We start from the raw sequence: 25,293 nt of genomic DNA on the forward strand, positions 1-25,293 counted from the left end.
GGAGGCAAACCGGACGCATAGCCAAAGCTATGTGGAGGATTTGCCGACGAAGTGCGGGCAAAAAAGATGCGCTAAGATAGCGTGGCTGAATTTATCAGTGCTTCCTTAAATCTCAGCCGAGTTTTTTTGCTAAGAGTTCGTTGACCATCTGTGGGTTCGCCTTGCCCTTGGACTGCTTCATCACCTGTCCGACAAGCGCGCCGATCGCTTTCTTGTTGCCGCCCTTGTAGTCCTCGACCGCCTTTGCATTCGCGGCAATGACCTGATCGACAATATCCTCGATCTCCTTCGTATCGGTGATCTGAACAAGTCCCTTGTCCTTGACGATCTTCTCGGGTGCATCGGGCGATGTCCACATCTCCTTGAATACGGTCTTGCCGATCTTCGAGGAAATTGTACCCTTTGAGATGAGTAGGATCATCTCGCCAAGGCGCTTTGCATCGACGGGCGATTCCTCGATGGTCTTGCCCTCGGCGTTGAGGTTCTTCGCAAGATCGCCCATCAGCCAATTTGCCGCGAGCTTCGAGTCTGCGCCTGTCGCCGTGATGGCATCGTAGTATTCCGCCATCGCGCGCGAGCTCGTGATGATGCCTGCGTCGTAGGCGGAGAGCCCTGCCTCGTCCATCAGACGCGCACGACGCGCGTCGGGCAGCTCCGGCAGTCCCTTTCGGATCGCCTCGATCTCCTCTGCACTCGTCACAATCGGCGGCAGATCGGGCTCCGGCATATAGCGGTAGTCATGTGCCTCTTCCTTGCTGCGCATGGAGAGTGTGATGCCACGTTCGGGATCCCATGTGCGCGTCTCCTGGATGATGTGACCACCGTCCTCGAGCACCTCTGTCTGACGCTCGATCTCGTAGTTGATGGCATCCTCAAGCGCCTTGAAGGAGTTGATGTTCTTCATCTCCGTGCGCGTGCCGAGTTTGTCCGAACCGATGGGACGCAGGGAGACGTTGATATCCGCGCGGAGATTGCCCTCCTCCATGCGGCAGTTGGAGACATCGATGTACTCCATGATCGTCTTGATCTTCTCCATATAGGCGCGCGCCTCTTCCGCCGAGGACATGTCCGGCTCGGAGACGATCTCAAGCAGGGGCACGCCCGTGCGGTTGTAGTCCACATTGGACGAGGAGGAGTCCTTGATTGTCGTGCCGGAGTGGACGAGTTTCCCCGCGTCCTCCTCCATGTGGATGCGTGTCAGACGGATGCGTTTCTTCCCCGCCTCTGTGTCGATGTCCACCCAGCCGTGCTCGGCGATTGGAAGATCAAACTGCGAGGTCTGAAAGTTCTTCGGCAGGTCGGGGTAGTAGTAATTTTTGCGGTCGAATTTACTATATCCGTTGATCTCGCAGTTTGTCGCGAGTCCCGCCTTGATGGCATAGTTCACGACCTGACGGTTAAGGACGGGCAGGACGCCGGGCAGTCCGAGGCAAACGGGGCAGACATGCGTATTCTGATCTGCACCGAAGCCCGTAGCACAGCCGCAGAAAATCTTAGTCTTTGTCTTGAGCTCGCAGTGAATCTCAAGACCGATGACGGTTTCGTATTTCATGCCCTTCCTCCAATCGGCGCCATTTTCGTATGGAAATCATGTGCCTGTTCGTAGGCGTATGCCACGCGCAGAATGACCTCCTCGGCAAGCGGACGTCCGATGATCTGCAGTCCGATGGGAAGCCCTGACGAGGTAAAGCCGCAGGGTACGGAGATGCCCGGAAGTCCTGCAAGGTTGACCGGCACAGTTGAGATATCCTGCAGGTACATCTGCAAGGGACTCGTCATTTCCCCAATCTTATAGGCGGGCGTCGGTGCCGTCGGCGTCATGATGACATCCACATCCTCGAATGCACGCATGAAGTCCTGCTGAATCAGTGTGCGCACCTTGAGTGCCTTGAGATAGTAGGCGTCATAGTAACCAGCGGACAGCGCATAGTTGCCGATCAGGATGCGCCGCTTGACCTCGGCGCCAAACTTCTCCGTGCGCGTCCGTGTCATCATATCGACGAGATCTTCCCCATCCACACGCGCACCATAGCTGACACCGTCGTAGCGTTCGAGATTGGTCGCAGCCTCAGCGGGGGCAATCAGATAGTAGGTCGAAACAGCATAGTCCGTGTGTGGAAGGGATATTTCCTTGACCTCGGCCCCCATCGCCTCCACGTCTGCGATTGCCTTGCGGACGGAGGCTTCGACATCGCTGTCCATTCCGGAAATGAAGTATTCCTTGGGCAGACCGATCTTGAGCCCCTTTACGTTATTCTGCAGCGCTTTTGTATAGTCTGGAACATTCGCCTTGCTCGCGGTCGAATCCATAACATCATGCCCCGCAATGATGTTCATGATGTGCGCAGCGTCTGTGACATCGCGCGTGAGTGGTCCAATCTGATCGAGTGAAGAGGCATATGCCATGAGTCCATAGCGTGAAACACGACCATAGGTCGGCTTGAGTCCGACAACGCCGCAGAACGAAGCGGGCTGGCGGATTGATCCGCCCGTATCGCTGCCGAGCGCCCAGATCGCCGTGCCCGCCGCGACGGCTGCCGCACTGCCGCCGGAGGAGCCGCCGGGCACACGCTCCACATCCCATGGGTTATGAGTCGGATGATAGGCAGAGTTCTCCGTCGAGCCGCCCATTGCGAACTCGTCGAGGTTTGCCTTGCCGAGGATGACGGCGTCCGCATCATGCAGTTTCGTCATGACTGTCGCGTCATAGGGCGGGACGAAATTCTCAAGGATTTTCGACCCTGCCGTCGTCCGCACACCCTTTGTGCAAATATTGTCCTTCACAGCGCCGGGGATACCCGCAAGAAAGGGAATCTTTTCCCCTGCCGCGATCTTTGCATCCACACGATCTGCCTCGCCAAGCGCTGCCGCACGCATCTCCAAAAGATACGCGCCAACCTCGCCTTCGACGGCGTCCATGCGCGCGCATACATCCTCGGTCAGTTCATGTGCACTGATCTCCTTGTGCATGAGCATGTCATGCAGGACATGCGCCGGTTTTTCATATAGACTCAAAACAGCTCCTCCTTACCCTTCGAGCACTTTCGGTACCTTGAAATAGCCGTCCTCGCTGAGCGGCGCATTCGAGAGTGCCGCCTCGTTGGAAAGGGACGGGCGCACTTCATCCGCACGGAAGACATTCTCGATAGGCAGTGCATACGTCGTTGGCTGGACATGCTCTGTATCGACATTGGAAAGATTATCCACATACGTAAGGAAGTCTCCCAATGTTTTCAATGCCTCTTCCTTTTCCTCTGCAGGAATTGAAAGGCGCGAGAGATGCGCCGTTGTCCTGAGATCCTGTTCCGTTACCTTCATTGCCTACACCGTCTTTCTTAGCAGTATCCGCATTATTATAACAAATCGTATCGCAGGTATCAAATGGAAATCCTCATGCTGTTGGCGGACGAATGAAATCTGCCTCAAGGGCGAGTATCATCTCCCGTAGGAGTTTCAGTGCCGTTGCCGTGGATGTTCCGCTCGGATCGAGCGGCGGCGAGAGTTCCACCAGATCGCAGGCGACAACATTGCATCCGCGAATCACGGAGAGTGCTGCCTTCAAGAGCTCAACAAAGGTCACTCCTCCTGCCTCGGGTGTTCCCGTTCCCGGAAATGCCGAAGGATCGAGCACATCCAGATCGATGGTGAGATACACGGGGCGTTCCTTGAGCGCCGTGACGGCTTCGGAAAGTCCGGCAAACGTGAAGGGATGAAGATTCGTATGCCCCGCGCGTGCCCATTCCCACTCAGCACGCTCGCCGCTGCGAATGCCGAACTGATGGATGCGCCCATCGCCCAGAATGTCCCAAGCACGTCGAATCACCGTCGCGTGCGACAGATGATTGCCGAGATACTCATCTCTGAGATCAGTATGTGCGTCGAAGTGGATCACCGCAAGCTCCGAATGTTTCTCTGCCGCTGCCTTGACCGCGGGCAGGCTCACAAGATGTTCGCCGCCAATCAGGAAGGGCAGACGCCCGCCCTCCAGAATGTTTTTCGCATACGTATGAATCATATCAAGAGCACGTTCCGTATCTCCGAACGGAAGCTCCAGATCACCACCGTCAAAGGCGCGTGCGTCCTCGAGATCGAGATCCTGATACGGACTGTACGTTTCCAGTCCGTAGGATTCCGCGCGCATGGTACGGGCGGCGAACCGCGTTCCTGGGCGATAGGATGTCGTTGAATCGAACGGTGCACCAAAGATCACGATATGGCTGTCCTCGTATGTGCCATCACATCCGAGGAAGGTTTCAACATTGCGGTTCCACATCTTCGAGTATCTCCTCCACATAGTTGGGCAGGGCAAAGGCAGCCGCGTGAAGCTTCGTATTGTAGTAACGGGTCTTTATACCGAGCGACTTCCATCGCGCAAAGTCCACGCCCTCCACGGGGCGACGGTTTTTGGACGAAAATCCGAAGAGCCAATGCCCTGACGGATAGGACGGTATATGCACCTGATACACACGGCTGAATGGAAACGAATGAACAATGCGCTGATGCATCCGCTGCATCGCATAGGCATCCTGCTCGTAGAAAGGGCTCTCATGCTGATTGATCATGATGCCGTCACTCCGCAGAGCCTTGAAGCAGTTCCCGTAGAACTCCTTCGTGAACAGCCCCTCGCCCGGTCCGAACGGATCCGTCGAATCCACGATGATGAGATCATAGGCGTCGATGGGCTTTCGCACAAAGCGCAGCCCGTCCTCGTAGTGGATGCTGACACGCTCATCGGAAAGCCCCGAGGCAGTAGAGGACAGATACTCGCGGCAGACGTCAACCACCATCTCGTCAATCTCCACGAGATCGATGCGGCGTATGGTCGGATAGCGCAGGAGCTCACGCACCGTTCCCCCATCGCCGCCGCCGATGACGAGGATATCTTTCGCCTCCGGATGAACGCACATGGGCACATGTGTGATCATCTCATGGTAGATGAACTCATCCTTCTCCGTCAGCATCATATAGCCGTCAAGTGTCAGAAATCGCCCGAACTCGGGCGACTCAAACACATCAATGCGCTGAAACTCGCTCTGTCCGCTGTAGAGCTGATGATCCACGCGAATCGAAAAGCGTACATCGGGCGTATGTTGTTCCGTATACCAAAATTCCATGTCTATCTCTCCGTCATCACATTGAGACGCTGTATACTCATATCCTCCGGTCCCGTGATTTGACAGCCCTTTTTCCTTGCATAGCGAATGTAGGTCAGGATGTCCTCCGTGATCTGCTCCCCCGGAGCGAGAATGGGAATGCCCGGCGGATAGCACATGACGAACTCACTGCAGATGCGTCCACATGTTTCTGCAATTGGCAGCGACTCCTTCTCCGCGTAGAATGCATCTTGGGGCCCACAGATGATAACGGGGTCGATGTACTCCATCTTGAGCGTTTTGGAGGGATCCTTGCGGTAGTTTCGCCGGATCTCAGCAAGTGCCGCAACAAGGCGTTCGATGTCCTTCGGACGATCTCCGACAGACACATAGGCAAGCAGATTCGCGATGTCGCCAAACTCCGTCTGAATGTCATAGTCATCACGCAGGATATCGTAGACCTCGACACCTGCGAGTCCTGTCGGGCGCGTGAAAATGGACAGCTTTGTGGTGTCAAAATCGTAGACCGCCGCGCCGTCGATCAGCTCGCGCCCATAGGCATAGTAGTCCCCGATTGCATTGATCTCATCACGTGCATAGGCGACGAGGTCGATGATCTTGTCGATGACCTCGCGTCCGCGCAGCGCAAGATTGCGGCGGCTGATATCGAGGCTTGCCAGAAGCAGATAGGACGCGCTCGTCGTCTGCGTGATGTTGATGATCTGATGAACATAGCCGAGCGGCATCGTGTCGGCGCAGAGTAGAATGGAGCTCTGCGTCAGGGAGCCGCCGGACTTGTGCATGCTGATTGCCGCCATATCCGCACCCGCATCCATTGCCGACATAGGGAGACGGTCACTGAAATACAGATGCGTACCGTGCGCCTCGTCCACAAGTACCTTCATGCCGTGCGCGTGCGCTAGATCCGTAATCGCGCGGAGATTGGAGCAGATGCCGTAATAGGTTGGATTGTTGACAAAGACCGCCTTGGCGTCCGGATGTCGCTCAATCGCTGCGGCGACATCCTCCACACGCATACCGAGCGCAATGCCAAGCACATCGTCGATGCCGGGATTCACATAGATCGGGATGGCGCCGCAGAGAATCAGAGCGTTGATGGCACTCCGGTGGACGTTCCGCGGCATGATGATTTTATCCCCGCGCCTTACTGCAGAGAGCACCATTGCCTGCACGGATCCCGTAGTGCCGCTCACCATGAAGAATGCGTGTGCAGCGCGAAACGCCTCTGCAGCGAGTTGTTCCGCATCCCGAATCACCGAAATCGGATGGCAGAGATTATCGAGCATTTTCATGGAGTTCACGTCGACATCGAGGCAGGTGTTTCCGAGGAATGCCGTGAGCTCCGGATTCCCGCGCCCGCGCTTATGTCCCGGCACATCAAAGGGAACAAGACGTGCACGCTTCATCCGCTCAAGAGCCTCCTGAATGGGAGCACTCGTCTGAGAGAGATACGGCATTATTTCGCCTCCGAGAGAAGTTTGGAAACGAGGTCGTCATAGCGGTAGTCCCCTGCAAGGTCTTTGCTCTTCACCCAGCGCACGGCCTCCTCCACATCCTTCTCCGCCGGAAGTCCCGCAGGACGATAGGGCCTCAGTTCAAGGGCATCGCGTGCGGGTGCGGGAAAGCCGCTCTTTTCCATCACGAGGTCAATGTAGTCTGCACGCGGCGTATTGTTAAGATACTTGACCGCTTTGTCATAGGCGCGATACATTGCACGAATGGACTGCCCTTTATCCTTGATCGAGGAGTCCGTAAACACGATCACGCCCGGATTGATCCCGAGATCCCCCGAGCCGGTAATATAGCGACTTCCCGATGCCACGGCAACGCTCGCCATCGGTTCGGGCAGAACAGCCGCCGCGAGATTCCCGCTTTGCAGCATCTCGAGACGCACGGGAATCTGCGGAATGACAACCTTGGAAACATCCTGCTCCCCCATGCCATTCACCGTGAGAATTTCATCCGTTACATATTCGATGATCGTATTGCGCGAGATGGCGATCTCCTTTCCGCCAAGATCTGCGGCAGATGAAATACCGGCCATACCGCCTGCAACGAGATTGTAATTCCCGTCCGTATAGGAGGTTGCATGCACGGAAAATCCACCCGAGCGCGCAAAGATGACGGCGAGCAGATCGGAGACCGCGCCGTCAAGATTTCCGCTCTGAAGGGCTGCGTCTCGCTCCATTGCACTCTTGAAGGGAACGAGTTCGACTTCGACCCCCTCCTCCGCAAAATATCCGCGCTCTGCGGCAATGATAAATGGAATCGAGTCCGTATCAGGCATCAGGCCTATGGTCAGTTTTGAAAGCTTCGCATCCTTCGTCTGTGGCTCCGGCTCCGAGCCACAGCCTGCGACAAGGAGAAGCATCAACGAGAGCGCTACAACAAGAAATCTCTTCATTGTATCTTTCCTTCCCGATCCTCGACAGATCCTGCATGTTCCTTCGCCATATGTTCACAGAGATAGCGCAACGTCCACAGTGTATTGTACGGCGTAACTGCAGATTTATACGTAATGCGCGGAATGCCCGCATCCTGCAGTGCTTCCAGCATCTTTGTCAGCCGCTTGCCCTGAATGTGTTCCAACAGCAGAAGGCGGTGCGGAAAATCAAAAGCCGTATTATTCTCCTGCACAGGCGGAGCAGGCTTATACCCCTTGATGCCAAGCAGCCAGCCGATCTTTTCACGCCATGCATCCGCTGCGAGAATCTGCGCGCGAATTCCAAGCGCACGAAATACATCCTGTGCCGTACGGATCTGATCCTCCGGAAACTGATAGAGCAAGACGCGCTCTTCTTTTCTCATCATCATTTTTCCCTTACTTTGCAGAGAGTCCGCGCATAAGGAGATATGTTACAAGTTCATCCAGAGAAACCTCTTCCTCAAGCATCTTCTGCTCGAGCGATGCACGCAATGTTTTCGGTAGGCGTACGGTCAGGAAGCCCGAGAGCGGCGGCGTCGGCGCGGGCTCAACCAGCGGTACAGACTTTTGTCCCTGTTTCTTTTTGGATTTTGCAGATGTCTTTGCGGTTTCCTCGACAGGATTATCGGGCGATTCCTTCTTCTTACTCTCTGCCGCCTGTTTCTTCTGCTCCAAAGTCTTTGCTGTCTGTTCCACAGCGGGTTTCTGCTTCACGCCCTTATCCTCCGACGACTTTTTCTTTGCCACGGTTTTCACCTCTGCGTTCTCTTGTGTTTTTTTATTCTTTGCTGTGCTCTTTTCGGGCTTTGACTCCGGCGGATAGACGAAAAATTCATTATAGGCATTGCGCAGATCTTCGCTTGCCTGCTTCGTTCCAACGCCGATGATGTAGGAGGGATCCTCAGCGTTCAAAGACTCAGCAATGCGTACGAAGTCCGAATCCGTCGTAATGATGAAGTACTTGCGCACGCCCTCTTGATAGAGGATCTGTGCCGAATCATAGAGCGCCGAGTCCAGCGAATTCTTTCCATAAAATGTCCGACTGATCTGACGAAAGGTCAAATCCGGATACTCCATGAGACGATCCCAGCGCTTCTGCTCCGGATGTGCCTCCCAGTCAGAAACCACGATCATGCGTCCGGGTTTGTAGCGCATAGCCTTATCAATCGTATATTGAAGCATTTCAATCGGTGCATTCTCAATATCATAGAGAATTGCTACCGTATCATTGCTCGAATCGAGCATGCTCTCTCTCCTCACTCCATCTTATCACCAAATAAGCGCTTGGCTCGCTGCACGAGGAACGATGCCTCCACCTCGAGCACCTCCGCTTGACGCAGACTGCTCTCTGCGCCGCGGATCGTGGCGGCATTTTTATCTGTCATCCACGCCGCATATCCCTGTGCATAAGCAATGTGGAGATCACAGATCTTGAGGCGGAGCTGGTGCAGACTCTGCATACTGCGGGGAACGGAAACAGCAGCAAGCTCATCTTTGCGTTCCTGCCAGTCGACAAGGATATCCTGCTCCATAATCTGGCGTGCCATATCCCGCGTTGCCTGACTGCCCAGAGCTCCCGCTCCCAGCACGGAGTAAAGCCGCAGCTGCGCAGCTCCCGATGTCTGGTCATGTCGTGCCATAATCGCATCTGTTTCCTCCAAGTAAGCCTCGACGCGCAAGCGCCGCGCCTGCTCGAGCAACACGGCATACTCATGCAGGTTCTGGATGGAAACAACCTGCCAGTCTCCTTCCTCGGAGGGAACAAGCAGGATCTTGAACGTAAAATCAGCGTCTGCCTCGCCCTGATGTGCAACGATATCTGCCTCTGCTGTCTGTGCCTCCTCATCACGCGTCAGACGCGCAATCTCGCGGAATGTCAAATCGCGTACACCGATACGGGAGAGAATATTCTCCGTATCAGTTCCCTCCTCGATCACGTCTGCAGAAGGCCATTCACCCGTCGTCAGACGCGTATGAACTGCGTCTTTGAGCATATTGATGAATGCGGGCTTGAGCATTTTGGAGAAATCCTCAAGTGCCGCAGATGCCTCGCGGGAATGCCCAAATTCGGCGTCCATCGTCCCGCGCATAAAATCATCATAACCTGCATCAAGTACTGCATCCAAACGGACATGGCGCAGGAAAAGTGTCTCATCGTTCCGGTCAAGCGCATCCTCAATCGCGTGAAGCGCATATTCCGGCGTCTTCGTATGGACACGGAAATACCAAAAGAGTCCCCCCAGCAGCAGGAGCACCACAGCAACTGCCACAATGCTGAGCTTCAGTTTCGTCGCACTGCTCATCATACGAATTCCCTCCCCGTATCAGATCGACGGATCAAGCGATCACCTCATCGATGATCCCGCCGCCAAGTACGATATCTTTCTCGTAAAACACAACGGATTGTCCCGGAGTCACGGCACGCTGCGGCTGCGCAAAACGAACCCATACGCTCTTTGAATCGCGTGGCGTGATCTGCGCCGGAGCTTCCCTCTTCCCGTAGCGGATCTTTGCCTGCACCGAGCGCTCTTGATCGAGTCCGTCCCACATCGTCCAACTCAGATCCGAGGCAATGAGTTCACACGCATAAACCTCGTCCGCTGCTCCAACAATGACCTGATTTTTCACAGCATCCAATGCGGTCACGTAGAGCGGCCGCGGTGCCGCAATTCCTAGCCCCCTGCGCTGACCAATCGTATAGAATGCAACCCCCTCATGTCTGCCGCGCACATTTCCTGTCCGATCAACGATATCTCCCTCACGGGCACACTCTGGACGCTTTGCCCGCAGATAAGCTTTGTAATCATCGCGCGGAACAAAGCAGATCTCCTGACTCTCCGCCTTATGTGCAACGGGCAGATGATATTCCTCCGCCATACGGCGCGTTTCGCTCTTGCTGAAACTTCCAAGGGGGAGCAGAACCTGTGCCAATGTACGTTGATTGAGGTGATAGAGCACATAGGACTGATCCTTTTCGAGATCGAGCCCCTTGCGCAGACGATACGTCCCTGCTTCATCGCGATCAATGCGCGCATAGTGCCCCGTCGCAACATGGGATGCTCCGAGTTCGCGTGCCTTATCGAGCAGTCCCTCAAATTTGATGTGTCGGTTGCAGGCAATGCATGGATTCGGGGTACGACCACGCAGATATTCATCCAAAAAATAGTCAATCACCGAGCGTTCGAAAGACGCTGTAAAGTCCATCACATAATGCGGAATGGCAAGGACATCTGCCACGCGACGCGCGTCATCGACACTGCTCAGGGAACAGCAGCTGCGGTCATCGGGAACTGCATCACGATTCTCATCCGAAAGTCGCATGGTAACGCCCACCACATCGTATCCCTGCTCCAAGAGCAGAGCCGCCGCGAGTGAACTGTCCACCCCCCCGCTCATGGCGACCACAACGCGCCCTTGATTCCTCATATGCTTCACTGATAAAATTTCTCCCGATTTCCTTAAGGAACCACTTAAGGAAGCACTGATAAATTCAGCCACGCCATCTTGACGTATCTTTTTTGCCCGCACTTCGTCGGTAAATCCTCCACATAGTCCTTGCTATGCGTCCGGTTTTCCTCCTTGTTCGGACAAAAAATCTACGCCAATCTGACGGACTTCATTTTATCAGCGATTCCTTAATTTCTCGTTTAGTATAGCATTCGTGCCTAGGAAATACAAGAATTTGTATTTGAGCCGTAACTCTACACAAAAGATGATTTTTTTGTTAAAATATGAACGTAAGAATTGTGCGGGGAGGGCTTATATGCAGGTCGTTGGCATCATTGCCGAGTACAATCCCTTCCACCACGGGCACGAATTCCAAATCGCGGCTGTACGTCGGCAATATCCGGGCGCTCACGTCATTGCCGTCATGAGCGGCAGTTTCACCCAGCGCGGCGGTCCGTGCATTCTGGACAAATGGACGAGAGCCCGTCATGCCGTGACGGGCGGTGTCGATCTCGTGCTCGAACTGCCCTTTGTCTTTGTCTGCCGCAGTGCACAGGACTTCGCACGCGGGGGCATATCGCTCCTCTCACAGCTCGGGATCGTCCGTCATCTTGCCTTTGGAATGGAGGCAGAGACTCTTGAATCGCTTGTAAGATTGGCAGCACAGATCGACTCCGATGCGGTGCAGGAACGGCTGTGCAAACATATCGGAGATGGGCTTTCCTACGCGGGGGCGCTCACCCGCGCACTGATAGCAGAAACGAACACATCCGAGGATACGATGCGTGCGCCAAACAATATTCTCGCCATCGAATATCTGCGCGCCTTGCGCGTGACTGCACCAAACATCGTCCCCCTTGCGATCCGACGGACAGCGGCACAGCACGGCGATGTACGGCTACATACCGGCATTACGAGCGCATCTTCCATCCGCAGGGCACTTGGGAAGTCCCCCCGTTGGCAGCAGCTGGCGCAGACGGTGCTGCCGATCGTCCTGGATGATCTGAAGGAAGGGCATGAGCAGGGACTTCCACAAGAAGACAGACTGCTCGAACTTCTGCGCTATCAGCTCCTTGTGATGGACGCACCCGCGCTTATGAAAATCTATGGCATTTCGGAGGGGATTGAGCATCGTCTGATCCGCAGTCTGGAAACAACAGCGGATTATCGGTCATTCCTCGCGGCAGCAGCCACGAAACGCTGTCCTCAGAGCCGGATTGCCCGCCTCATCGTTCACCTGCTCCTGCACTTTAGGAAAACACAGGCACGTGAATTTGATGCAGGCGGCGCGACCTACATCCGTCCCCTCGCATTCAATCTACGCGGGCGAGAGTTGCTGCGCGCGATCAAACGCGCCTCCACTCTCCCCATCATCACGCGTACAGCGGCCTTCCTCACGAGCATGGAACGCGCCGGACGCACAGCAACACATTCGCCGTTGCAGCGCATGCTTGCCTTCGATACCCGTGCGACGGAACTGCGCAGCCTCATGTTGCCGCAGGGGTACACACAGAATCCCCGCACGGATTTTATCACGTCCCCCACATTTCTTCGATAGAGAAAGGAACGTATTATGAGCCGGAATTTGAAGCTTTCAACACTCCTTGTCCTGAATTCCTTGGAGCGAGATCCCATCCTCAGCTTCCTTGAGTGGAACACAGATGATCCGGAAATGCGGGCAGAATGCACTGCTCAACTCATCCGTGTAGCAGAGACGATGGGACTCAGCGGGAATTTGCTCCCACAGTATCTGCTCCACGTCTTCACCCATGAAGCCAATCTCGTCTCGGAGACTATGGAACGGACGGGGCTGCCGCCGGGAAACAGCCTGCGTCAGGCATTCTATCAGGACATCGAGTGCCTCTATCCTCTGCTCACCCAACCAACGAGCCATTTTCTCGGTGTGCGCCTGCTCGACAACTATGAACCTACGCAGAATATCTATGACAAGAGTGAGGACTTCCTTCTCCCGTGGATCGAGACGGCACAAACATCGCGTGACTACGCAGAGGCGCTGCTCACCTTTTACGCGCGCTATGGCTATGGCGAGCTTGCAGCATATGCTGTCTTCCACTGGGATGACGCGACAAACCATCTGCGCGGTGTCGAGCATTTCGAGCGGACGCAAATGCGAAACCTCGTTGGCTATCAGCGACAAAAAGAGCAACTCATACAGAATACGCAAGCCTTTGTGCTGGGCAAGCCGGCAAATCACGTCCTCCTTGTGGGTGCACGCGGTACAGGAAAGTCCTCTGCCGTTAAGGCGCTCGTGAGCGAATTCGAGGACAGCAGTCTGCGCCTCGTTCAGATTACAAAGGAACAGCTGCGTAACCTGCCCGAGATCATGGACACCCTGCGAAATCATGCCGGGCGGAGGTTCATCCTCTTCCTCGATGATATCTCATTCGAGGACGCCGATGCCGAGTTCAAGGCGGTCAAATCCGCCATCGAGGGCGGCGTCTCCTCCTGTCCGCCGAACGTACGCCTCTACGCGACCTCCAACCGCCGTCATCTCGTGCGTGAGACATGGCGTGAGCGCGAGCAGGACGAGCTCTATCGCGATGACACGATCAATGAGACCGTTTCACTCTCGGATCGATTCGGTCTCGTCATCCACTATCATGCGCCCAATCAGGAGGAGTATCTCGCGATCATCGACCATATGCTTGCACAGAAGGGCATCCATCTCTCGCCCGAAGAGCTGCGTATCGCAGGGCTGCGCTGGGAGATGACGCACAGCGGACGCAGCGGGCGCACGGCGCAGCAATTCGTCGCCCACTACCTCGGCATCCACTGAGAGCGTCAGCAGTAAACGGAGAGCGCGAGCGGCAGCGTCCGCACGCGCAGCGGAAGCAGAGGTCCGCATTCCCCGTCGATATCGCTGGAGAGTTCTTCCTCTGCGTGAATCTCAAAGGATTTTGCCTGAATGTGCAGGATGTTCTCCCGCTCCGTCACCGGTTTTCCGGCAAACAGGTCTGCCGCAACAGATATAAACTGCGGCAGACCTGTTTTTTTGACGGCCAAAAGGTTGAGCATGCCATCGTCAATGGCGATGTTCCGACCGATCTGCTTCATTCCCGCCACAACGGGGCTGTTTGCAATGACAAACAAAAAGATATCCGCGTCATACTTCACATCATCTGCCGTGATCCGAACAGAGAAGGAGCGCAGACGCGGAATCTCGCCAATACCTTTCAGATAATAGGCCAGTTTGCCCAAGGTGTTCTTGTAGCTGGACTTCACCTCGTGGGCAATGCCCGTGAGGACACCCGCACTGACGACATTGACAAAGTACTGCCCCGTCCCTTCGATCATCCCAAGATCAACCCGTCGTGATTCATCTGCTGCAATGCGCTCGATGTAGGACTCCCAGTCCCAGATCCCGAGATGCGTCGCAAAGTCATTCGACGTACCGCTGCCGAGAATCCCGAGCGGGACATCCATATCGGACTCCATCATCGCATTTACGACGGCGTGCACCGTACCATCCCCACCCGCGGCAAGCACACCGTCCGGACACATCTCTCGGAGAAAGCGTCCGAGGTGATCCTGTCCGCCCCCACGCGTACGATAGGGACAGAGCACAATCCCATGCTGCTGAAACAGATCGATCAGGGCATCGAGCTTCCCTTTGAAAAGCGCATGACCCGAAACGGGGTTGTAGATCAGCCCTAGTTTTTTCATGCCTTAAAAACTCCAATCCGCTGCAAGAATCGAATTCCGACACTGCCGATCATCGGCAGACGGCGCAGATCCTCCTCAATGAGGGCACGCAGGAGAATCATCGCTGCGACGTAGATCGCACAGCCAAAGAATACCGCACCAAACGTGGAGATTGCGGGAATCCCCCACCATTCGAGCGTCCATCCGTAGAAGAGATAGACCGCTCCCGCCATGATCGCGGCGGCACAGATCGTCTTGATGAGCTGTAGCAGCTCGATCCGATAACCGATAAAGCGATAGATAAAATAGAGATTGATGAGCGCGGCAACGCCCATATCGGCTGCCGTTGCCCACGCCGCGCCCATGATGCCGAGCCATGGGATCGCCGTGAGATGCCAGTTCAAAAAGACCTTTGCCGCCGCCGCGAGCAGCATATTTACCATTGGAATCGTCGGATGCCCGAGCCCCTGTAGGATGCCCGTCGACACCTGATGCAACCCGAGCAGTATAATGCTCACCGCCGAGATCATCACAGCGGGACCCGCGCCCGGTGCGTTGTAGATCAGCGCCGAGATCGGCGTTGCCAGCACGAACACAATGACGAATGCGGGAAAACAGACAAAATTGGAAATGCGTACGGACGCCGCCGTCTGATCGTATACGCGTGCCTGATCGCCGAGCACACGTGACTCCGAGATCGCGGGCACAATGCTCATCGCCATCGACGCAGTCAGAATGGTCGCAAGGTTGACAAGCGGCACAGCCATGCCGTTCAGATAACCGAAAAGCTCCGTTGCCTCACTGATGCTGTAGCCTGCCGCCTCAAGTCGCTGCGGCACGATCATGAGGTCGAGATTCGACACGACTGGCAGCATGATGCTCGCCGCCGATACGGGCAGCGCCAGCTTGAAGATGCGCTTGATGATGGAGAGCCGCGACTCATAGGAAGCGCCCGGCAGAGGCTTTAACTCCGTGCCGTAGTCACGCGCAATATCGCGCTCCAACTTGATGTGAAAGTAAACAAGCACGATGAGCCCCGTCACTGCTCCTGCAAACGCGCCGAGTGAGGCGCCTGCCGCTGCATAGTCGAGTCCCCACGGCATGAGCAGGCTTGCGAGGACGATCATCGTCACCACGCGGAAGATCTGCTCCACGATCTGTGACACCGCCGTCGGCGTCATGCGCTGCCATCCCTGCAGATAGCCGCGCGAGCTTGCGAGAAGTGTCACGAAAAAGACCGTCGGTGCCAGCACCACCACAGCCTTGTATGCGCGCGCATCGCGAATCAGCTGCCAATCGATCAGCCAGTCCGCAGCCAGATACGTCAGAACCGAAAAGAGCAGCCCCGTGAGGAGCATGAGCATCATCGAAATACGAAAAACGCGCTTTGCACCATAAATATCACGCAGTGCCACGCGCTCTGCCGTAATGATCGAGATGGCGACGGGCACACCCGCCTGCGAGACCGTCATGGCAAAAAAATAAATGGGAAAAGCCATCTGATACAATCCGATTCCCTCACCGCCGAGGATGCGGGAAACAAAGATCCAGTTAAGCGAACCGATGACCTTAACGACAAAACCGGCAATCGTCAGGACGAAGGTACCCTTGAGGAAGGATTCTCCCTTGCTGCTTTTCCCTTCAGCAACATCTATCTCACGAATGAGAAACACCGCCTCAATACGATAGTCAAACATCAATAAACTACTATTGAATTATAGCATATGGCATTCTCTGTCGCAATCGGACTTTTCTCAAGGATATAACAAAACCTCCTGTAAGCAGTGTATGCTCACAGGAGGCAGTTCAATATAATTTCAGCCGCGCGATTTCTTCACGGCAGCAAAGCCTTTTTCGGCAGCGGCAATCGTACGCTCAATGTCCTCTGCCGTATGCGCGCCTGAGAGGAAGAGCGTCTCGAACTGCGACGGCGCGAGATAGATGCCCTCATCGAGCATTGTGTCGAACCAGATGCGGAACGCATCTTGATCCGCTGTTTCTGCATCCGCATAGTCATAGACCTCGCGGTCGATAAAGAAAATACCGAACATCGATCCCGCCTGATGTGCACAGATCGGAACGCCCGCATCCTTTGCGGCGCGCTGCCAGCCGAGCAGCAGATTCTTCGTTTGGATCGTCAGCTCGCGACTGTAGTCCGCCTTGCCCTCCTCAGGTTCCGCCGTGAGGATCTTCAGCGTTTCAATGCCCGCCGTCATCGCGAGCGGGTTGCCCGAGAGCGTTCCCGCCTGATAGATGGGTCCTGCCGGCGATACCCGATCCATGATCTCACGCCGCCCACCGTAAGCGGCGACGGGAAGTCCGCCGCCAATGATCTTGCCGAGGCAGGTGAGATCGGGGCGAATGCCGTAGGCCGCCTGTGCTCCGCCGAGCGATGCGCGGAAGCCGCACATAACCTCGTCAAAGATGAGGAGTGCGCCGTGTTTCTCGGTGAGTTCGCGCAGCAGGGAGAGATATCCCTGACGCGGCAGAACAAGCCCCATATTGCCCGCGACCGGCTCGATGATCACCGCCGCAATTCGATCGCCCTCACGTTCCATGACGGAGCGGATCGCGTCCTCATCGTTGTACGGCACGGCAATCGTATCCGCTGCCGTCCCCTTCGTCACGCCGGGCGAACTCGGCACACCGAACGTCGCCATGCCGGAACCTGCACTGACGAGCAGACTGTCGCTGTGTCCGTGATAGCAGCCAATGAACTTCACAATCTTATCGCGCCCCGTATAGCCACGAGCCAAACGAAGAGCACTCATCGTCGCCTCTGTCCCCGAGTTTACCATGCGAATGACCTCGATCGACGGGTAGACCGACTGCACAAGTTTTGCAAGCTCAGTCTCAAGGAGTGTCGGCGCACCGTAGCTTGTGCCGTGCGTCACAGCCTCCTGCAGGGCCTTGACCACCTGTGGGTGCGCATGCCCAACAACCATCGGTCCCCATGAGCCCACGTAGTCGATGTATTCATTTCCGTCAATATCATAGATCTTAGAACCTTCGCCGCGTGCGATAAAGAGCGGATTCCCGCCCACGTTCGCAAAGGAGCGCACGGGACTGTTGACCCCGCCCGGCATATATTCTTTCGCCTCGGCAAATGCTGCTTTCGACTGCTGTGTATTTCGCATAACAATCCTCCCTATGCAGTGAGCCACGCAGCGGCATCCATCGCATGATAGGTAATGATGATCTTCGCACCGGCACGCTTCATGCTCGTCAGCGTTTCCAAAACAATGCGCTGTTCGTCAATCCATCCGTTTGCAGCAGCCGCTTTCACCATCGCATACTCACCGCTGACATTGTAGACCGCGATCGGACGATCCGTCGCTTCATATACCTGACGTACAATATCGAGGTAGACAAGCGCCGGCTTTACCATGATGATGTCCGCGCCCTCCTGCACGTCAAGTGCCGCCTCCTTCAGAGCCTCACGCGCATTTGCGGGATCCATCTGATACTGGCGGCGATCGCCGAAGGACGGAGTGCTGTCCACTGCATCGCGGAAGGGGCCGTAATAGCCCGAGGCATATTTGACCGCGTAGCTCATGATGCTTGTATTCACAAAGCCCTCTGCGTCAAGGCCTGCTCGAATGGCGGCAACGCGCCCATCCATCATGTCCGAGGGTGCGACAATATCGGCACCCGCACGTGCCTGACTAATTGCCGTCTTTACAAGATGCGGCAGAGTAGCGTCATTGTCTACATAGTGATCGTGCAGTTCGCCGCAGTGTCCGTGGCTTGTATACTGACAGAGGCAGACATCACCGACGACGACGAGTTCCGGAACGGCATCCTTGATCGCCGTAATCGCGCGCTGCACGGGACTCGTCATATCCCATGCACTCGAGCCGATCTCGTCCTTATATTCCGGCAGACCAAACACCTCGACTGCAGGAATCCCGAGAGCCGCAATCTCACGTGCAAGCGCCGCAACCTGATCCACAGAGTAGTGATAACAGCCCGGCATGCTCGGAATCTCTTCCTTGATGTGCTCGCCGGGAACAACAAAGATCGGGTAGACAAAATCGCGCGGAGACAGCTCTGTTTCGCGCACAAGATCGCGCATGCCCGATGAGATGCGAAGGCGGCGTGGACGCTGAATCATATTCATTGCATATACTCCCTTATGGCATCGACCAGTCCGTCGATGGTATAGTTCTCTGCTATGATGTCCGGCTCAAGTGCAAAACTTCGTGCTGTTTCTGCCGTGACCGGTCCGATGCAGGCAATTTTCACCTGTTGGAGCGGCGTGATATTCCCCAGCTGATGCACGAGGTTCTTCACCGTGGAGGAGCTCGTAAAGGTCACGAAATCGATCTCCCCATTACGCAGACGTTCGGCGAGCTCTTCTCCCCCACTCAGCTCCGGCACCGTCTCATAGGCAGGCGTGACATCAACCGTCGCTCCGTGCGCGCGCAGCGACTCCGGCAGGACATCGCGCGCCTCCTGCGCACGCGGCAGGAGAATGCGCGCACGCGGCGGCAGGATCGGCTTCAGCGCCTCCACGACGGCCTCGGCACGGAACTCCTCGGGCACGAGATCGGCATCAATGCCATAGGAGTGCAGTTCCTTTGCCGTCGCAGAACCGATTGCGGCGACCTTCGCATAACCGAGTGCGCGTGTATCCCTACCCGCATGGTGAAGCCGTGCAAAGAAGTGCTCCACTCCGTTGACGCTCGTAAAGATCAGCCAGTGGTACGTATGCAGCTCTCCAATCGCCGCATCCAGTGCCGCATACCCATCTGCGGGAGGAACAATGCGGATCACGGGAGTCTCCACGCAGGCCGCACCGAGTGCTGTCAGCTTCTCCGTGAGTGCCGATGCCTGTGCACGCGCGCGCGTCACAAGGATGTGTTTCCCGAGAAGCGGGCGAATATCCGCACGATCAAACCAGCGCAGCTGCTCCCGCAGCTTTACCACCTCACCGACAATGAAGATCGCAGGCGGTCGAATGCCGTCGCGCTGCACCATTGCGGCGGCATCGCCGAGCGTCGTGACATACGTTTCCTGATCGGTACGCGTTCCCCAACGAATGACTGCAGCAGGCGTATCGGCGGAGCGCCCGTTGTCCATCAGATTCTTCGTGATCTCAGGAAGATTGGCGACGCCCATCAGAAAGATCAGCGTATCGACACCGGTCGCGAGATGCTGCCATCGAACATGCGACTCGGACTTCGTTGGATCCTCATGCCCCGTGATGACCGCAAAGGAAACGGCCACACCGCGATGGGTGACGGGGATGCCCGCATAGGCAGGAACGCTGATTGCAGAAGTCACGCCCGGCAGCACCTCGAACGGAATGCCGCGCGCAAGAAGCACAAGCGCTTCCTCCCCGCCGCGCCCAAAGACAAAGGGATCGCCCCCTTTGAGTCGGACGACCGTCTTGCCCTCATCCGCCTTGTCCGCAAGCAGGACATTGATATCCTCCTGCCGCATCGTATGCTTGTTGGACTGCTTGCCGACATAGATCCGTTCTGCCTCCGGAGGCACATAAGCGAGAATACTCTCATCCGCCAGATGATCATAGACAACGACATCCGCCTGCTTCAGGCAGTTCATCGCACCGACCGTCAAAAGGCGCGGATCCCCCGGACCCGCGCCGACAAGAAATACTTTTCCACTCATACCGCAATTCCAATCTCTTTTAAAATCTCTCGCCCACCGACATCCAACAGTTCCTCTGCAAGGGCAATACCAATCTTCTCAGCCTCTGCGGGCGTTCCCATAGAGTGCGACCGGCAGACACGCATTCCATCGATCGAGGCAATCATCGCCTCTACGTGGAGCACATTGCCCTCACCGACCTCGGCATAGACGCCGACAGGGATTTGACATCCGCCCTCGACGCGGCGCAGAAATGCGCGCTCCGCCGTCGCCGCCGCAGTCATCTCAGTGTCGCGCAGGAAATCAATCATCTCCTGAATCCGACCATCGTCTGCGCGGCACTCAATCGCCAGTGCCCCCTGCCCGACGGCGGGGAGAATCATGGCACGCGGCAGAATCGTTCGGATGCGCTCGCCCAGCCCGAGGCGCTTGAGCCCCGCCGCCGCGAGGACAATCGCATCGAACTCGCCCGCATCGAGCTTTGCTAGTCGTGTATTGACATTGCCGCGCAGATCGAGAATCGTAAGGTCGGGGCGCACGGCAAGCAGCTGCGCACGCCGCCTCAGGCTCGACGTGCCAACCCTTGCCCCTTGGGGAAGATCCTCCATCGATCGATAGTGCACGCTGACAAAGGCATCGCCCGCATCGAGGCGCTGCGTAATCGCTCCGATGACAAGTCCCTCGGGGACCTCCGTCGGCATATCCTTGAGACTGTGCACGGCAAGATCAATCTCACCCGCGAGCATCGCCTGCTCAAGTTCCTTCGTAAAGAGCCCCTTGCCCCCAATCTTTGCAAGGGGGGCATCGAGAATGCGGTCGCCCTTCGTCGTCATTTTCCGAAGTTCTACACGACAGCCATGGTGCTTTTCAATTTCTGCCGCGATGTACTCCGCTTGCCACAGTGCCAGCTTACTTGCCCGCGTACCGATAGTGATTGTGCCGCTGCTCACTTGTTCCTGTTTCTCCTATCGCATCCAACTTAAAGAGGGCGCGCATCGCCTCGATGTAGAATGCCTCATCCTTCGTACCTGCCGAGGCGCGCAGCTTCATCATCGGGGTGCGCAGAATCTTCCGCACAATCATGCGGCTCATATGCTCCACCTGCCGCTCCTGCTCCTCCGAGAGATCGGGCAGCTTCGCACTCACACGCTTGATCTCACGTTCGCGTATCCGCTCGCATCGTCCCGAGAGAAGCGCCATAAGCGGCTGGAATGAGAGATATTTGAAGCGTTCGAGAAGGGCTGTGACCTCCTCATCCACGATGCGCTCCGCCTTGACCGCCTCTGCCTGACGCTCGCTGAGATGTTCATCCACGACAGCCTCAAGCGCGTCGATATTGTAAAGTTCCACGCCCTTGATCCCCGCGACATCCGGATCCACATCGCGCGGAACGGCGATGTCGATGAGGAAGAGCTTGCGTCCCTGTCGGCGCGCCATCACACGGCGGGTTTCCCACGCCTTGATCACGTAGTGCGGTGCTCCCGTCGACGTGACCACCACATCCACGCAGGTCAGATAGTCCATGGCTCGATCGAAGGGAATGGCTTCTCCGCCGATCCGCTCTGCGAGACGCTCAGCACGTTCGATGTGGCGATTCGTCACGAAGATCATTTCGATGCCGTGTGCACGCAAATGTTCCGCCGTCAGCTCTGCCATCTTGCCCGCGCCAAAGATCAGACCGGTGCATCCGCCGAGACCCCCGAGCGAAGCAGCGGCAAGTTCTACCGCAGCATAGCTTACAGATACGGAGCGATAGGCGATGCGCGTCTCCGTCCGCACGCGCTTGCCCGTTGTAATGGCACGGTGAAAGAGGAGATTGAGCACCGTGCTCGTCGCCCCCGCCTCGCGCGCAATCGCATAGGCTTCCTTCACCTGTGAGAGAATCTGCCCCTCACCGAGCACCAGTGAGTCAAGGCTCGACGATACGCGGAAGAGATGCTTGATCGCCTCGTCATCGACATAGGTGTAAAGATATGCATCCAGATCATCTCCGCCCTGTGCAAGATCATTGAGAAACTGCCGCAGTGCCTGTGCACCGCGCTCATGATCGTCCACCGAGGCATAGAGCTCCGTGCGGTTGCAGGTGGACAGTACCACCAGACCGCTCAGACCATCATACTCTCCAAGACTTAAAAGCCCCGAACGCAGTTCCTCGCGAGAAAACGAAACCCGCTCACGCACATCAACCGGAGCCGTTCGATGATTTAGCCCCAATGTCAAGAGCTGCATTACGTAACTCAACCTCAGCTTTCTCTAACTCTCCATCGCGAACCATACTTAAAATATGAGGGCGCAGTGCCATGCGCCAGAATTCCGTGCGCTGCTCATCGTTCGGCAGCTGCGCCCGCAGCTCCGTCCGCAGACGTGCAACACATTCCAACCATTCTCCAAAGGAATGCGGATAGAGATGTTCAAGCTCCATCCGTATGGCACGTGAGAGCGCGGGACTTCCTCCGTTCGTCGAAACGGTCAGCATAAACTCCCCGCGCCGCACAGTCGAAGGAATCTGAAACGAGGAGGCACGCGGATCGTCGATCACGTTGACGAGAATTCCACGCTCGTTTGCCTCAAGTGCGACCTCCGCATTCACCGCAGGAGAATCCGTTGCCGCATAGACCAGAAAAGCCCCTTCAAGTATGCCTTTGGTATAACACCCTTCTTGCCAGTCGATCTGTTCACTGTCCGCAAGCATACGAAGCGGTTCCGTGACCGCCGGCGCGATCACACGTACATCAACATCCGTACACGTCGCCAGAATGCCCACAACCTTGCGCTCTGCCACTCGACCGCCACCGATGACAATGACAAGCTGTCCCGTCAGGTCAACATTTAGCGGATAGAGCACACGGATTCCTCCTCCATAAAAGAAAAATATGAATCCTATTCACGTTCGCTATTATACCGCAAATATGCGTAAAAAAAAAGAGGAGAAGACGGAATCCCCTCTCTTTATAGTGATTATCAACGAGCGCAGCAATCATCCGATCCGTCTGCCGCATTCCTCAAGGAGCGGATAGTCCGTCATATCTACACCGATCGGAGTCACGGAGATCAGCCCGTGCTCCACCGCGTAGATGTCCGTACCCGCACCCTTGTCCGTATCCGACACCTCACCTGCCACCTTGTAGTGCACGCGCCCGTTCTCCTCGATACGCTCGAAGGCGTTGATGTAGTCGCGCCCGCCCTGCCGACAGAAGACGAACTGCGGTGACTCCCCTGTGAGCACCTTTGGGAAATTGATATTGAGGAGAAACGGCTTCTCCGTCTCCGCCAGAACGCGTTCCATAAACGGTTCGAAATACGCCGCCGCCTCCGCGTAGGAGATTTCACTGCCCTCAACAAGCGAGAGCGCAAAGGACGGAATACCGTGAAAAAATCCCTCGAACGCCGCACCGACTGTCCCTGAGTAGATCACATCTGTACCGAGATTTGAGCCGTGATTAATGCCGGAGAGTACAACGTCCGGCATTTCCTCCGCGATTGCGTCCAGATAGAGCTTGCCGCAGTCCGTCGGCGTCCCGTCGATCGCCCACGCCAGGATGTCGTAGTCCGCATCGAAATTCTCATCGGTGCGTACCTCGATCGCGCGCCCGATCGTCAGCGCGTGTGATGTCCCGCTCTGCTGGTGCATCGGTGCTGCAACCGTTACGTTATGACGCGGCGCCAGATGGCGTGCAAGTGTCTGCAACCCTTCTGCCGCAATGCCGTCATCGTTCAGGATCAGGATATTCACAAATGCGCCTCCATTCTCATATACGAAAGGCAGGTTGGCGTACCAACCTGCCTTTTCCAAACCGCCAAGCGGATGAAATACACATGGTGACCCACCACGGAATCGAACCGTGAACCTACTGATTAAGAGTCAGTTGCTCTGCCAGTTGAGCTAGTGAGTCAGTTGCACTCCCAAGTGCAACGCTATTATAGTGGAAATATGGAGCGCATGTCAAGGGGCTGTTCGTATTTATGGAAATAAACTTTGAACTTGGCAGACTTCATCAGAACGCCCAGTTCACATGTGCGCCGCCGGAGTAGCCCTGACGCTTGCCCTGCCAGCCCGTGAAGCGCAGGTCATACGAGAAGCGGCTGTCCTTCGGTGCGAAGCGGTACCCCACTTCGAGCATCCCGCTCCCACCCCGAAGGCTCGGACTCGGTGTTTCGTACCCTTGGTACGACGCCGTTGCCTTCCCGCTCAGTTCGTACTCCCATGCAAGTCCGGCAAAGATTTCGCTCTTGTCGCTGTCCTTGTGCGTATATGTAAATCCAAGACGTACGCGGTTCGAGCTTACTGCGCCGAAGTCGTATTCATCGACGCTTGCATTCCGTCCGCCCGTATGGATTTTTGCCTGCATCCCCGACTGGTACGACCAGAAGTACCGCAGATAGGTGTTCAGTCGGTCCTTCTCGTTCGTCTTCATCTCCTTGCCAATGCCCAGATGTGCCGCATAGTACGCGTTCGAGCTGTCGTAGTGCGAGCTCGTCCCCGTATAGAGCGAGCCGCTGTAGTCGCTGCGTGTCTTGCCACCGTGCAGTGCCGCCTCTGCCCACAGTCCCTGTGCGTTTTCTACGCGTCCCATGACGCCGACGCCGAGGTAGCTGATCTTGCCGCTGCCGTGTACGCCGTCGTCCAGATAGGAGTCGTACTTGCCCCTGCCGTATTCGACAAACGGGCTGAAGAGGAGGGTATGTCCTTTCCTGCCGAGTTCTCTCGTCCACCCAACGGCAAATCCATAGCCCTGCGTGTCGCTGTAGGAGCCGGATTTGACGGTCATGCCGCTCTGCTCCATCGCTGCCCAGAGATGATACCCCCGTGCGTCCTTGTCTTTGTCCCCGCTCCCCTCTTTCTTCGCGGAGGTCATGCCCGCGCCCGCAAGAAGGTCGGCGCCGCCGTTGATGAAGCTGGTTGCTCCTGCTCTGGTTTCGACAAAGGATTTGGTCTGTTCGCTGATCGCCGCTCGGGTGACGGTTGCAATGAGCTCATCGCTGCTTCGCTTCATCAGGTCAAAGCCATAGAGGAGAGATACGCCGTGCATG

The 25,293-nt window shown here is 56.2% G+C and carries 24 protein-coding genes and 1 tRNA gene; 2 read left to right on the forward strand and 23 right to left on the reverse strand.

Annotated features, from left to right (window positions below; genetic code table 11):
* Positions 1-112 precede the first annotated feature (112 nt).
* From gatB to HMPREF9081_RS14510, 12 genes are all read right to left on the reverse strand, one after another.
* Complete coding sequence (gatB, locus tag HMPREF9081_RS07550) at positions 113-1,552, reverse strand: Asp-tRNA(Asn)/Glu-tRNA(Gln) amidotransferase subunit GatB (RefSeq protein WP_006306537.1); 1,440 nt, start codon at positions 1,550-1,552, stop codon at positions 113-115.
* Positions 1,549-3,015 (reverse strand): Asp-tRNA(Asn)/Glu-tRNA(Gln) amidotransferase subunit GatA, encoded by a 1,467-nt coding sequence (gatA, locus tag HMPREF9081_RS07555; RefSeq protein WP_006306538.1) that lies wholly within the window; start codon positions 3,013-3,015, stop codon positions 1,549-1,551. The genes gatB and gatA overlap by 4 nt, the downstream gene beginning before the upstream one ends.
* A gap of 12 nt (positions 3,016-3,027) precedes the next feature.
* On the reverse strand, positions 3,028-3,318 hold the full coding sequence (gene gatC, locus HMPREF9081_RS07560; protein WP_006306539.1) for an Asp-tRNA(Asn)/Glu-tRNA(Gln) amidotransferase subunit GatC: 291 nt from the start codon (positions 3,316-3,318) through the stop codon (positions 3,028-3,030).
* Between the two features lie 73 nt (positions 3,319-3,391).
* Positions 3,392-4,273, reverse strand: a complete 882-nt coding sequence (gene speB, locus HMPREF9081_RS07565; protein ID WP_006306540.1) for an agmatinase — start codon at positions 4,271-4,273, stop codon at positions 3,392-3,394.
* Positions 4,254-5,114: a polyamine aminopropyltransferase gene (gene speE, locus HMPREF9081_RS07570; protein ID WP_006306541.1), complete on the reverse strand. Its 861-nt coding sequence runs from the start codon at positions 5,112-5,114 to the stop codon at positions 4,254-4,256. The genes speB and speE overlap by 20 nt, the downstream gene beginning before the upstream one ends.
* 2 nt (positions 5,115-5,116) lie before the next feature.
* A complete protein-coding gene (locus HMPREF9081_RS07575; RefSeq protein ID WP_006306542.1) occupies positions 5,117-6,571 on the reverse strand; it encodes an aminotransferase class I/II-fold pyridoxal phosphate-dependent enzyme in 1,455 nt (484 codons plus the stop codon).
* Positions 6,571-7,518 (reverse strand): ABC transporter substrate-binding protein, encoded by a 948-nt coding sequence (locus HMPREF9081_RS07580; RefSeq protein WP_006306543.1) that lies wholly within the window; start codon positions 7,516-7,518, stop codon positions 6,571-6,573. Before HMPREF9081_RS07580 ends, HMPREF9081_RS07575 begins: the two co-directional genes overlap by 1 nt.
* Positions 7,515-7,925 (reverse strand): DUF3783 domain-containing protein, encoded by a 411-nt coding sequence (locus HMPREF9081_RS07585; RefSeq protein ID WP_040394808.1) that lies wholly within the window; start codon positions 7,923-7,925, stop codon positions 7,515-7,517. Before HMPREF9081_RS07585 ends, HMPREF9081_RS07580 begins: the two co-directional genes overlap by 4 nt.
* A 10-nt stretch (positions 7,926-7,935) precedes the next feature.
* Positions 7,936-8,784, reverse strand: coding sequence for an NYN domain-containing protein (locus tag HMPREF9081_RS07590; RefSeq protein WP_006306545.1), 849 nt, complete (start codon positions 8,782-8,784; stop codon positions 7,936-7,938).
* 11 nt (positions 8,785-8,795) lie between these two features.
* Positions 8,796-9,845, reverse strand: a complete 1,050-nt coding sequence (locus HMPREF9081_RS07595; protein WP_006306546.1) for a hypothetical protein — start codon at positions 9,843-9,845, stop codon at positions 8,796-8,798.
* 31 nt (positions 9,846-9,876) lie between these two features.
* A complete protein-coding gene (gene mnmA, locus HMPREF9081_RS07600) occupies positions 9,877-10,965 on the reverse strand; it encodes a tRNA 2-thiouridine(34) synthase MnmA (RefSeq protein WP_174262945.1) in 1,089 nt (362 codons plus the stop codon).
* Positions 10,966-11,009: 44 nt separating this feature from the next.
* Complete coding sequence (locus tag HMPREF9081_RS14510) at positions 11,010-11,135, reverse strand: secretion protein HlyD (protein WP_071778225.1); 126 nt, start codon at positions 11,133-11,135, stop codon at positions 11,010-11,012.
* Between the two features lie 167 nt (positions 11,136-11,302).
* Here HMPREF9081_RS14510 and HMPREF9081_RS07605 point away from each other — a divergent pair, with 167 nt between their 5' ends.
* Positions 11,303-12,544: a tRNA(Met) cytidine acetate ligase gene (locus HMPREF9081_RS07605; protein WP_040394813.1), complete on the forward strand. Its 1,242-nt coding sequence runs from the start codon at positions 11,303-11,305 to the stop codon at positions 12,542-12,544.
* A 15-nt stretch (positions 12,545-12,559) separates the two neighbouring features.
* A complete protein-coding gene (locus HMPREF9081_RS07610; protein WP_006306549.1) occupies positions 12,560-13,783 on the forward strand; it encodes an ATP-binding protein in 1,224 nt (407 codons plus the stop codon).
* Positions 13,784-13,788: 5 nt separating this feature from the next.
* Here the strand turns inward: HMPREF9081_RS07610 and HMPREF9081_RS07615 are convergent, their stop codons facing one another.
* From HMPREF9081_RS07615 to HMPREF9081_RS07665, 11 genes are all read right to left on the reverse strand, one after another.
* Complete coding sequence (locus tag HMPREF9081_RS07615; RefSeq protein WP_006306556.1) at positions 13,789-14,670, reverse strand: diacylglycerol/lipid kinase family protein; 882 nt, start codon at positions 14,668-14,670, stop codon at positions 13,789-13,791.
* A complete protein-coding gene (locus HMPREF9081_RS07620; RefSeq protein ID WP_040395530.1) occupies positions 14,667-16,322 on the reverse strand; it encodes a putative polysaccharide biosynthesis protein in 1,656 nt (551 codons plus the stop codon). The genes HMPREF9081_RS07615 and HMPREF9081_RS07620 overlap by 4 nt, the downstream gene beginning before the upstream one ends.
* Before the next feature lie 144 nt (positions 16,323-16,466).
* Positions 16,467-17,786, reverse strand: coding sequence for a glutamate-1-semialdehyde 2,1-aminomutase (gene hemL, locus HMPREF9081_RS07625; RefSeq protein ID WP_006306561.1), 1,320 nt, complete (start codon positions 17,784-17,786; stop codon positions 16,467-16,469).
* A gap of 11 nt (positions 17,787-17,797) precedes the next feature.
* Complete coding sequence (gene hemB / locus HMPREF9081_RS07630) at positions 17,798-18,769, reverse strand: porphobilinogen synthase (RefSeq protein WP_006306562.1); 972 nt, start codon at positions 18,767-18,769, stop codon at positions 17,798-17,800.
* Positions 18,766-20,283 (reverse strand): uroporphyrinogen-III C-methyltransferase, encoded by a 1,518-nt coding sequence (cobA, locus tag HMPREF9081_RS07635; RefSeq protein WP_006306563.1) that lies wholly within the window; start codon positions 20,281-20,283, stop codon positions 18,766-18,768. Before cobA ends, hemB begins: the two co-directional genes overlap by 4 nt.
* Entirely contained in the window at positions 20,280-21,212 is a 933-nt protein-coding gene (gene hemC, locus HMPREF9081_RS07640) for a hydroxymethylbilane synthase (RefSeq protein WP_040394815.1), read from the reverse strand. The genes cobA and hemC overlap by 4 nt, the downstream gene beginning before the upstream one ends.
* Complete coding sequence (hemA, locus tag HMPREF9081_RS07645) at positions 21,172-22,491, reverse strand: glutamyl-tRNA reductase (protein WP_006306565.1); 1,320 nt, start codon at positions 22,489-22,491, stop codon at positions 21,172-21,174. Before hemA ends, hemC begins: the two co-directional genes overlap by 41 nt.
* The gene (locus HMPREF9081_RS07650) at positions 22,445-23,107 is read right to left on the reverse strand and encodes a precorrin-2 dehydrogenase/sirohydrochlorin ferrochelatase family protein (protein WP_006306566.1); all 663 of its coding nucleotides are present in this window, start codon (positions 23,105-23,107) and stop codon (positions 22,445-22,447) included. The genes hemA and HMPREF9081_RS07650 overlap by 47 nt, the downstream gene beginning before the upstream one ends.
* A gap of 132 nt (positions 23,108-23,239) precedes the next feature.
* Positions 23,240-23,995 (reverse strand): 5'/3'-nucleotidase SurE, encoded by a 756-nt coding sequence (surE, locus tag HMPREF9081_RS07655; RefSeq protein WP_040395531.1) that lies wholly within the window; start codon positions 23,993-23,995, stop codon positions 23,240-23,242.
* An 84-nt stretch (positions 23,996-24,079) separates the two neighbouring features.
* Positions 24,080-24,155, reverse strand: a tRNA-Lys gene (locus HMPREF9081_RS07660).
* Between the two features lie 102 nt (positions 24,156-24,257).
* The coding region (locus HMPREF9081_RS07665) for an autotransporter outer membrane beta-barrel domain-containing protein (RefSeq protein ID WP_006306569.1) at positions 24,258-25,293 on the reverse strand (1,036 nt) is incomplete at its 5' end.

Origin of the sequence: Centipeda periodontii DSM 2778, assembly GCF_000213975.1 — a bacterium.
Classification (GTDB): domain Bacteria; phylum Bacillota; class Negativicutes; order Selenomonadales; family Selenomonadaceae; genus Centipeda; species Centipeda periodontii.

Bases quoted from the DNA above. Each gene is read 5' to 3' on its own strand.
- hemB (WP_006306562.1), bottom strand. From the start codon at position 18,769: ATGAATATGATTCAGCGTCCACGCCGCCTTCGCATCTCATCGGGCATG.
- mnmA (WP_174262945.1), bottom strand. From the start codon at position 10,965: ATGAGGAATCAAGGGCGCGTTGTGGTCGCCATGAGCGGGGGGGTGGAC.
- HMPREF9081_RS07595 (WP_006306546.1), bottom strand. From the start codon at position 9,845: ATGATGAGCAGTGCGACGAAACTGAAGCTCAGCATTGTGGCAGTTGCT.
- gatC (WP_006306539.1), bottom strand. From the start codon at position 3,318: ATGAAGGTAACGGAACAGGATCTCAGGACAACGGCGCATCTCTCGCGC.
- HMPREF9081_RS07580 (WP_006306543.1), bottom strand. From the start codon at position 7,518: ATGAAGAGATTTCTTGTTGTAGCGCTCTCGTTGATGCTTCTCCTTGTC.
- HMPREF9081_RS07585 (WP_040394808.1), bottom strand. From the start codon at position 7,925: ATGATGAGAAAAGAAGAGCGCGTCTTGCTCTATCAGTTTCCGGAGGAT.
- HMPREF9081_RS07615 (WP_006306556.1), bottom strand. From the start codon at position 14,670: ATGAAAAAACTAGGGCTGATCTACAACCCCGTTTCGGGTCATGCGCTT.
- HMPREF9081_RS07610 (WP_006306549.1), top strand. From the start codon at position 12,560: ATGAGCCGGAATTTGAAGCTTTCAACACTCCTTGTCCTGAATTCCTTG.
- speE (WP_006306541.1), bottom strand. From the start codon at position 5,114: ATGGAATTTTGGTATACGGAACAACATACGCCCGATGTACGCTTTTCG.
- speB (WP_006306540.1), bottom strand. From the start codon at position 4,273: ATGTGGAACCGCAATGTTGAAACCTTCCTCGGATGTGATGGCACATAC.
- gatB (WP_006306537.1), bottom strand. From the start codon at position 1,552: ATGAAATACGAAACCGTCATCGGTCTTGAGATTCACTGCGAGCTCAAG.
- hemA (WP_006306565.1), bottom strand. From the start codon at position 22,491: ATGCAGCTCTTGACATTGGGGCTAAATCATCGAACGGCTCCGGTTGAT.
- hemL (WP_006306561.1), bottom strand. From the start codon at position 17,786: ATGCGAAATACACAGCAGTCGAAAGCAGCATTTGCCGAGGCGAAAGAA.
- HMPREF9081_RS07605 (WP_040394813.1), top strand. From the start codon at position 11,303: ATGCAGGTCGTTGGCATCATTGCCGAGTACAATCCCTTCCACCACGGG.
- HMPREF9081_RS07575 (WP_006306542.1), bottom strand. From the start codon at position 6,571: ATGCCGTATCTCTCTCAGACGAGTGCTCCCATTCAGGAGGCTCTTGAG.
- HMPREF9081_RS07590 (WP_006306545.1), bottom strand. From the start codon at position 8,784: ATGCTCGATTCGAGCAATGATACGGTAGCAATTCTCTATGATATTGAG.
- cobA (WP_006306563.1), bottom strand. From the start codon at position 20,283: ATGAGTGGAAAAGTATTTCTTGTCGGCGCGGGTCCGGGGGATCCGCGC.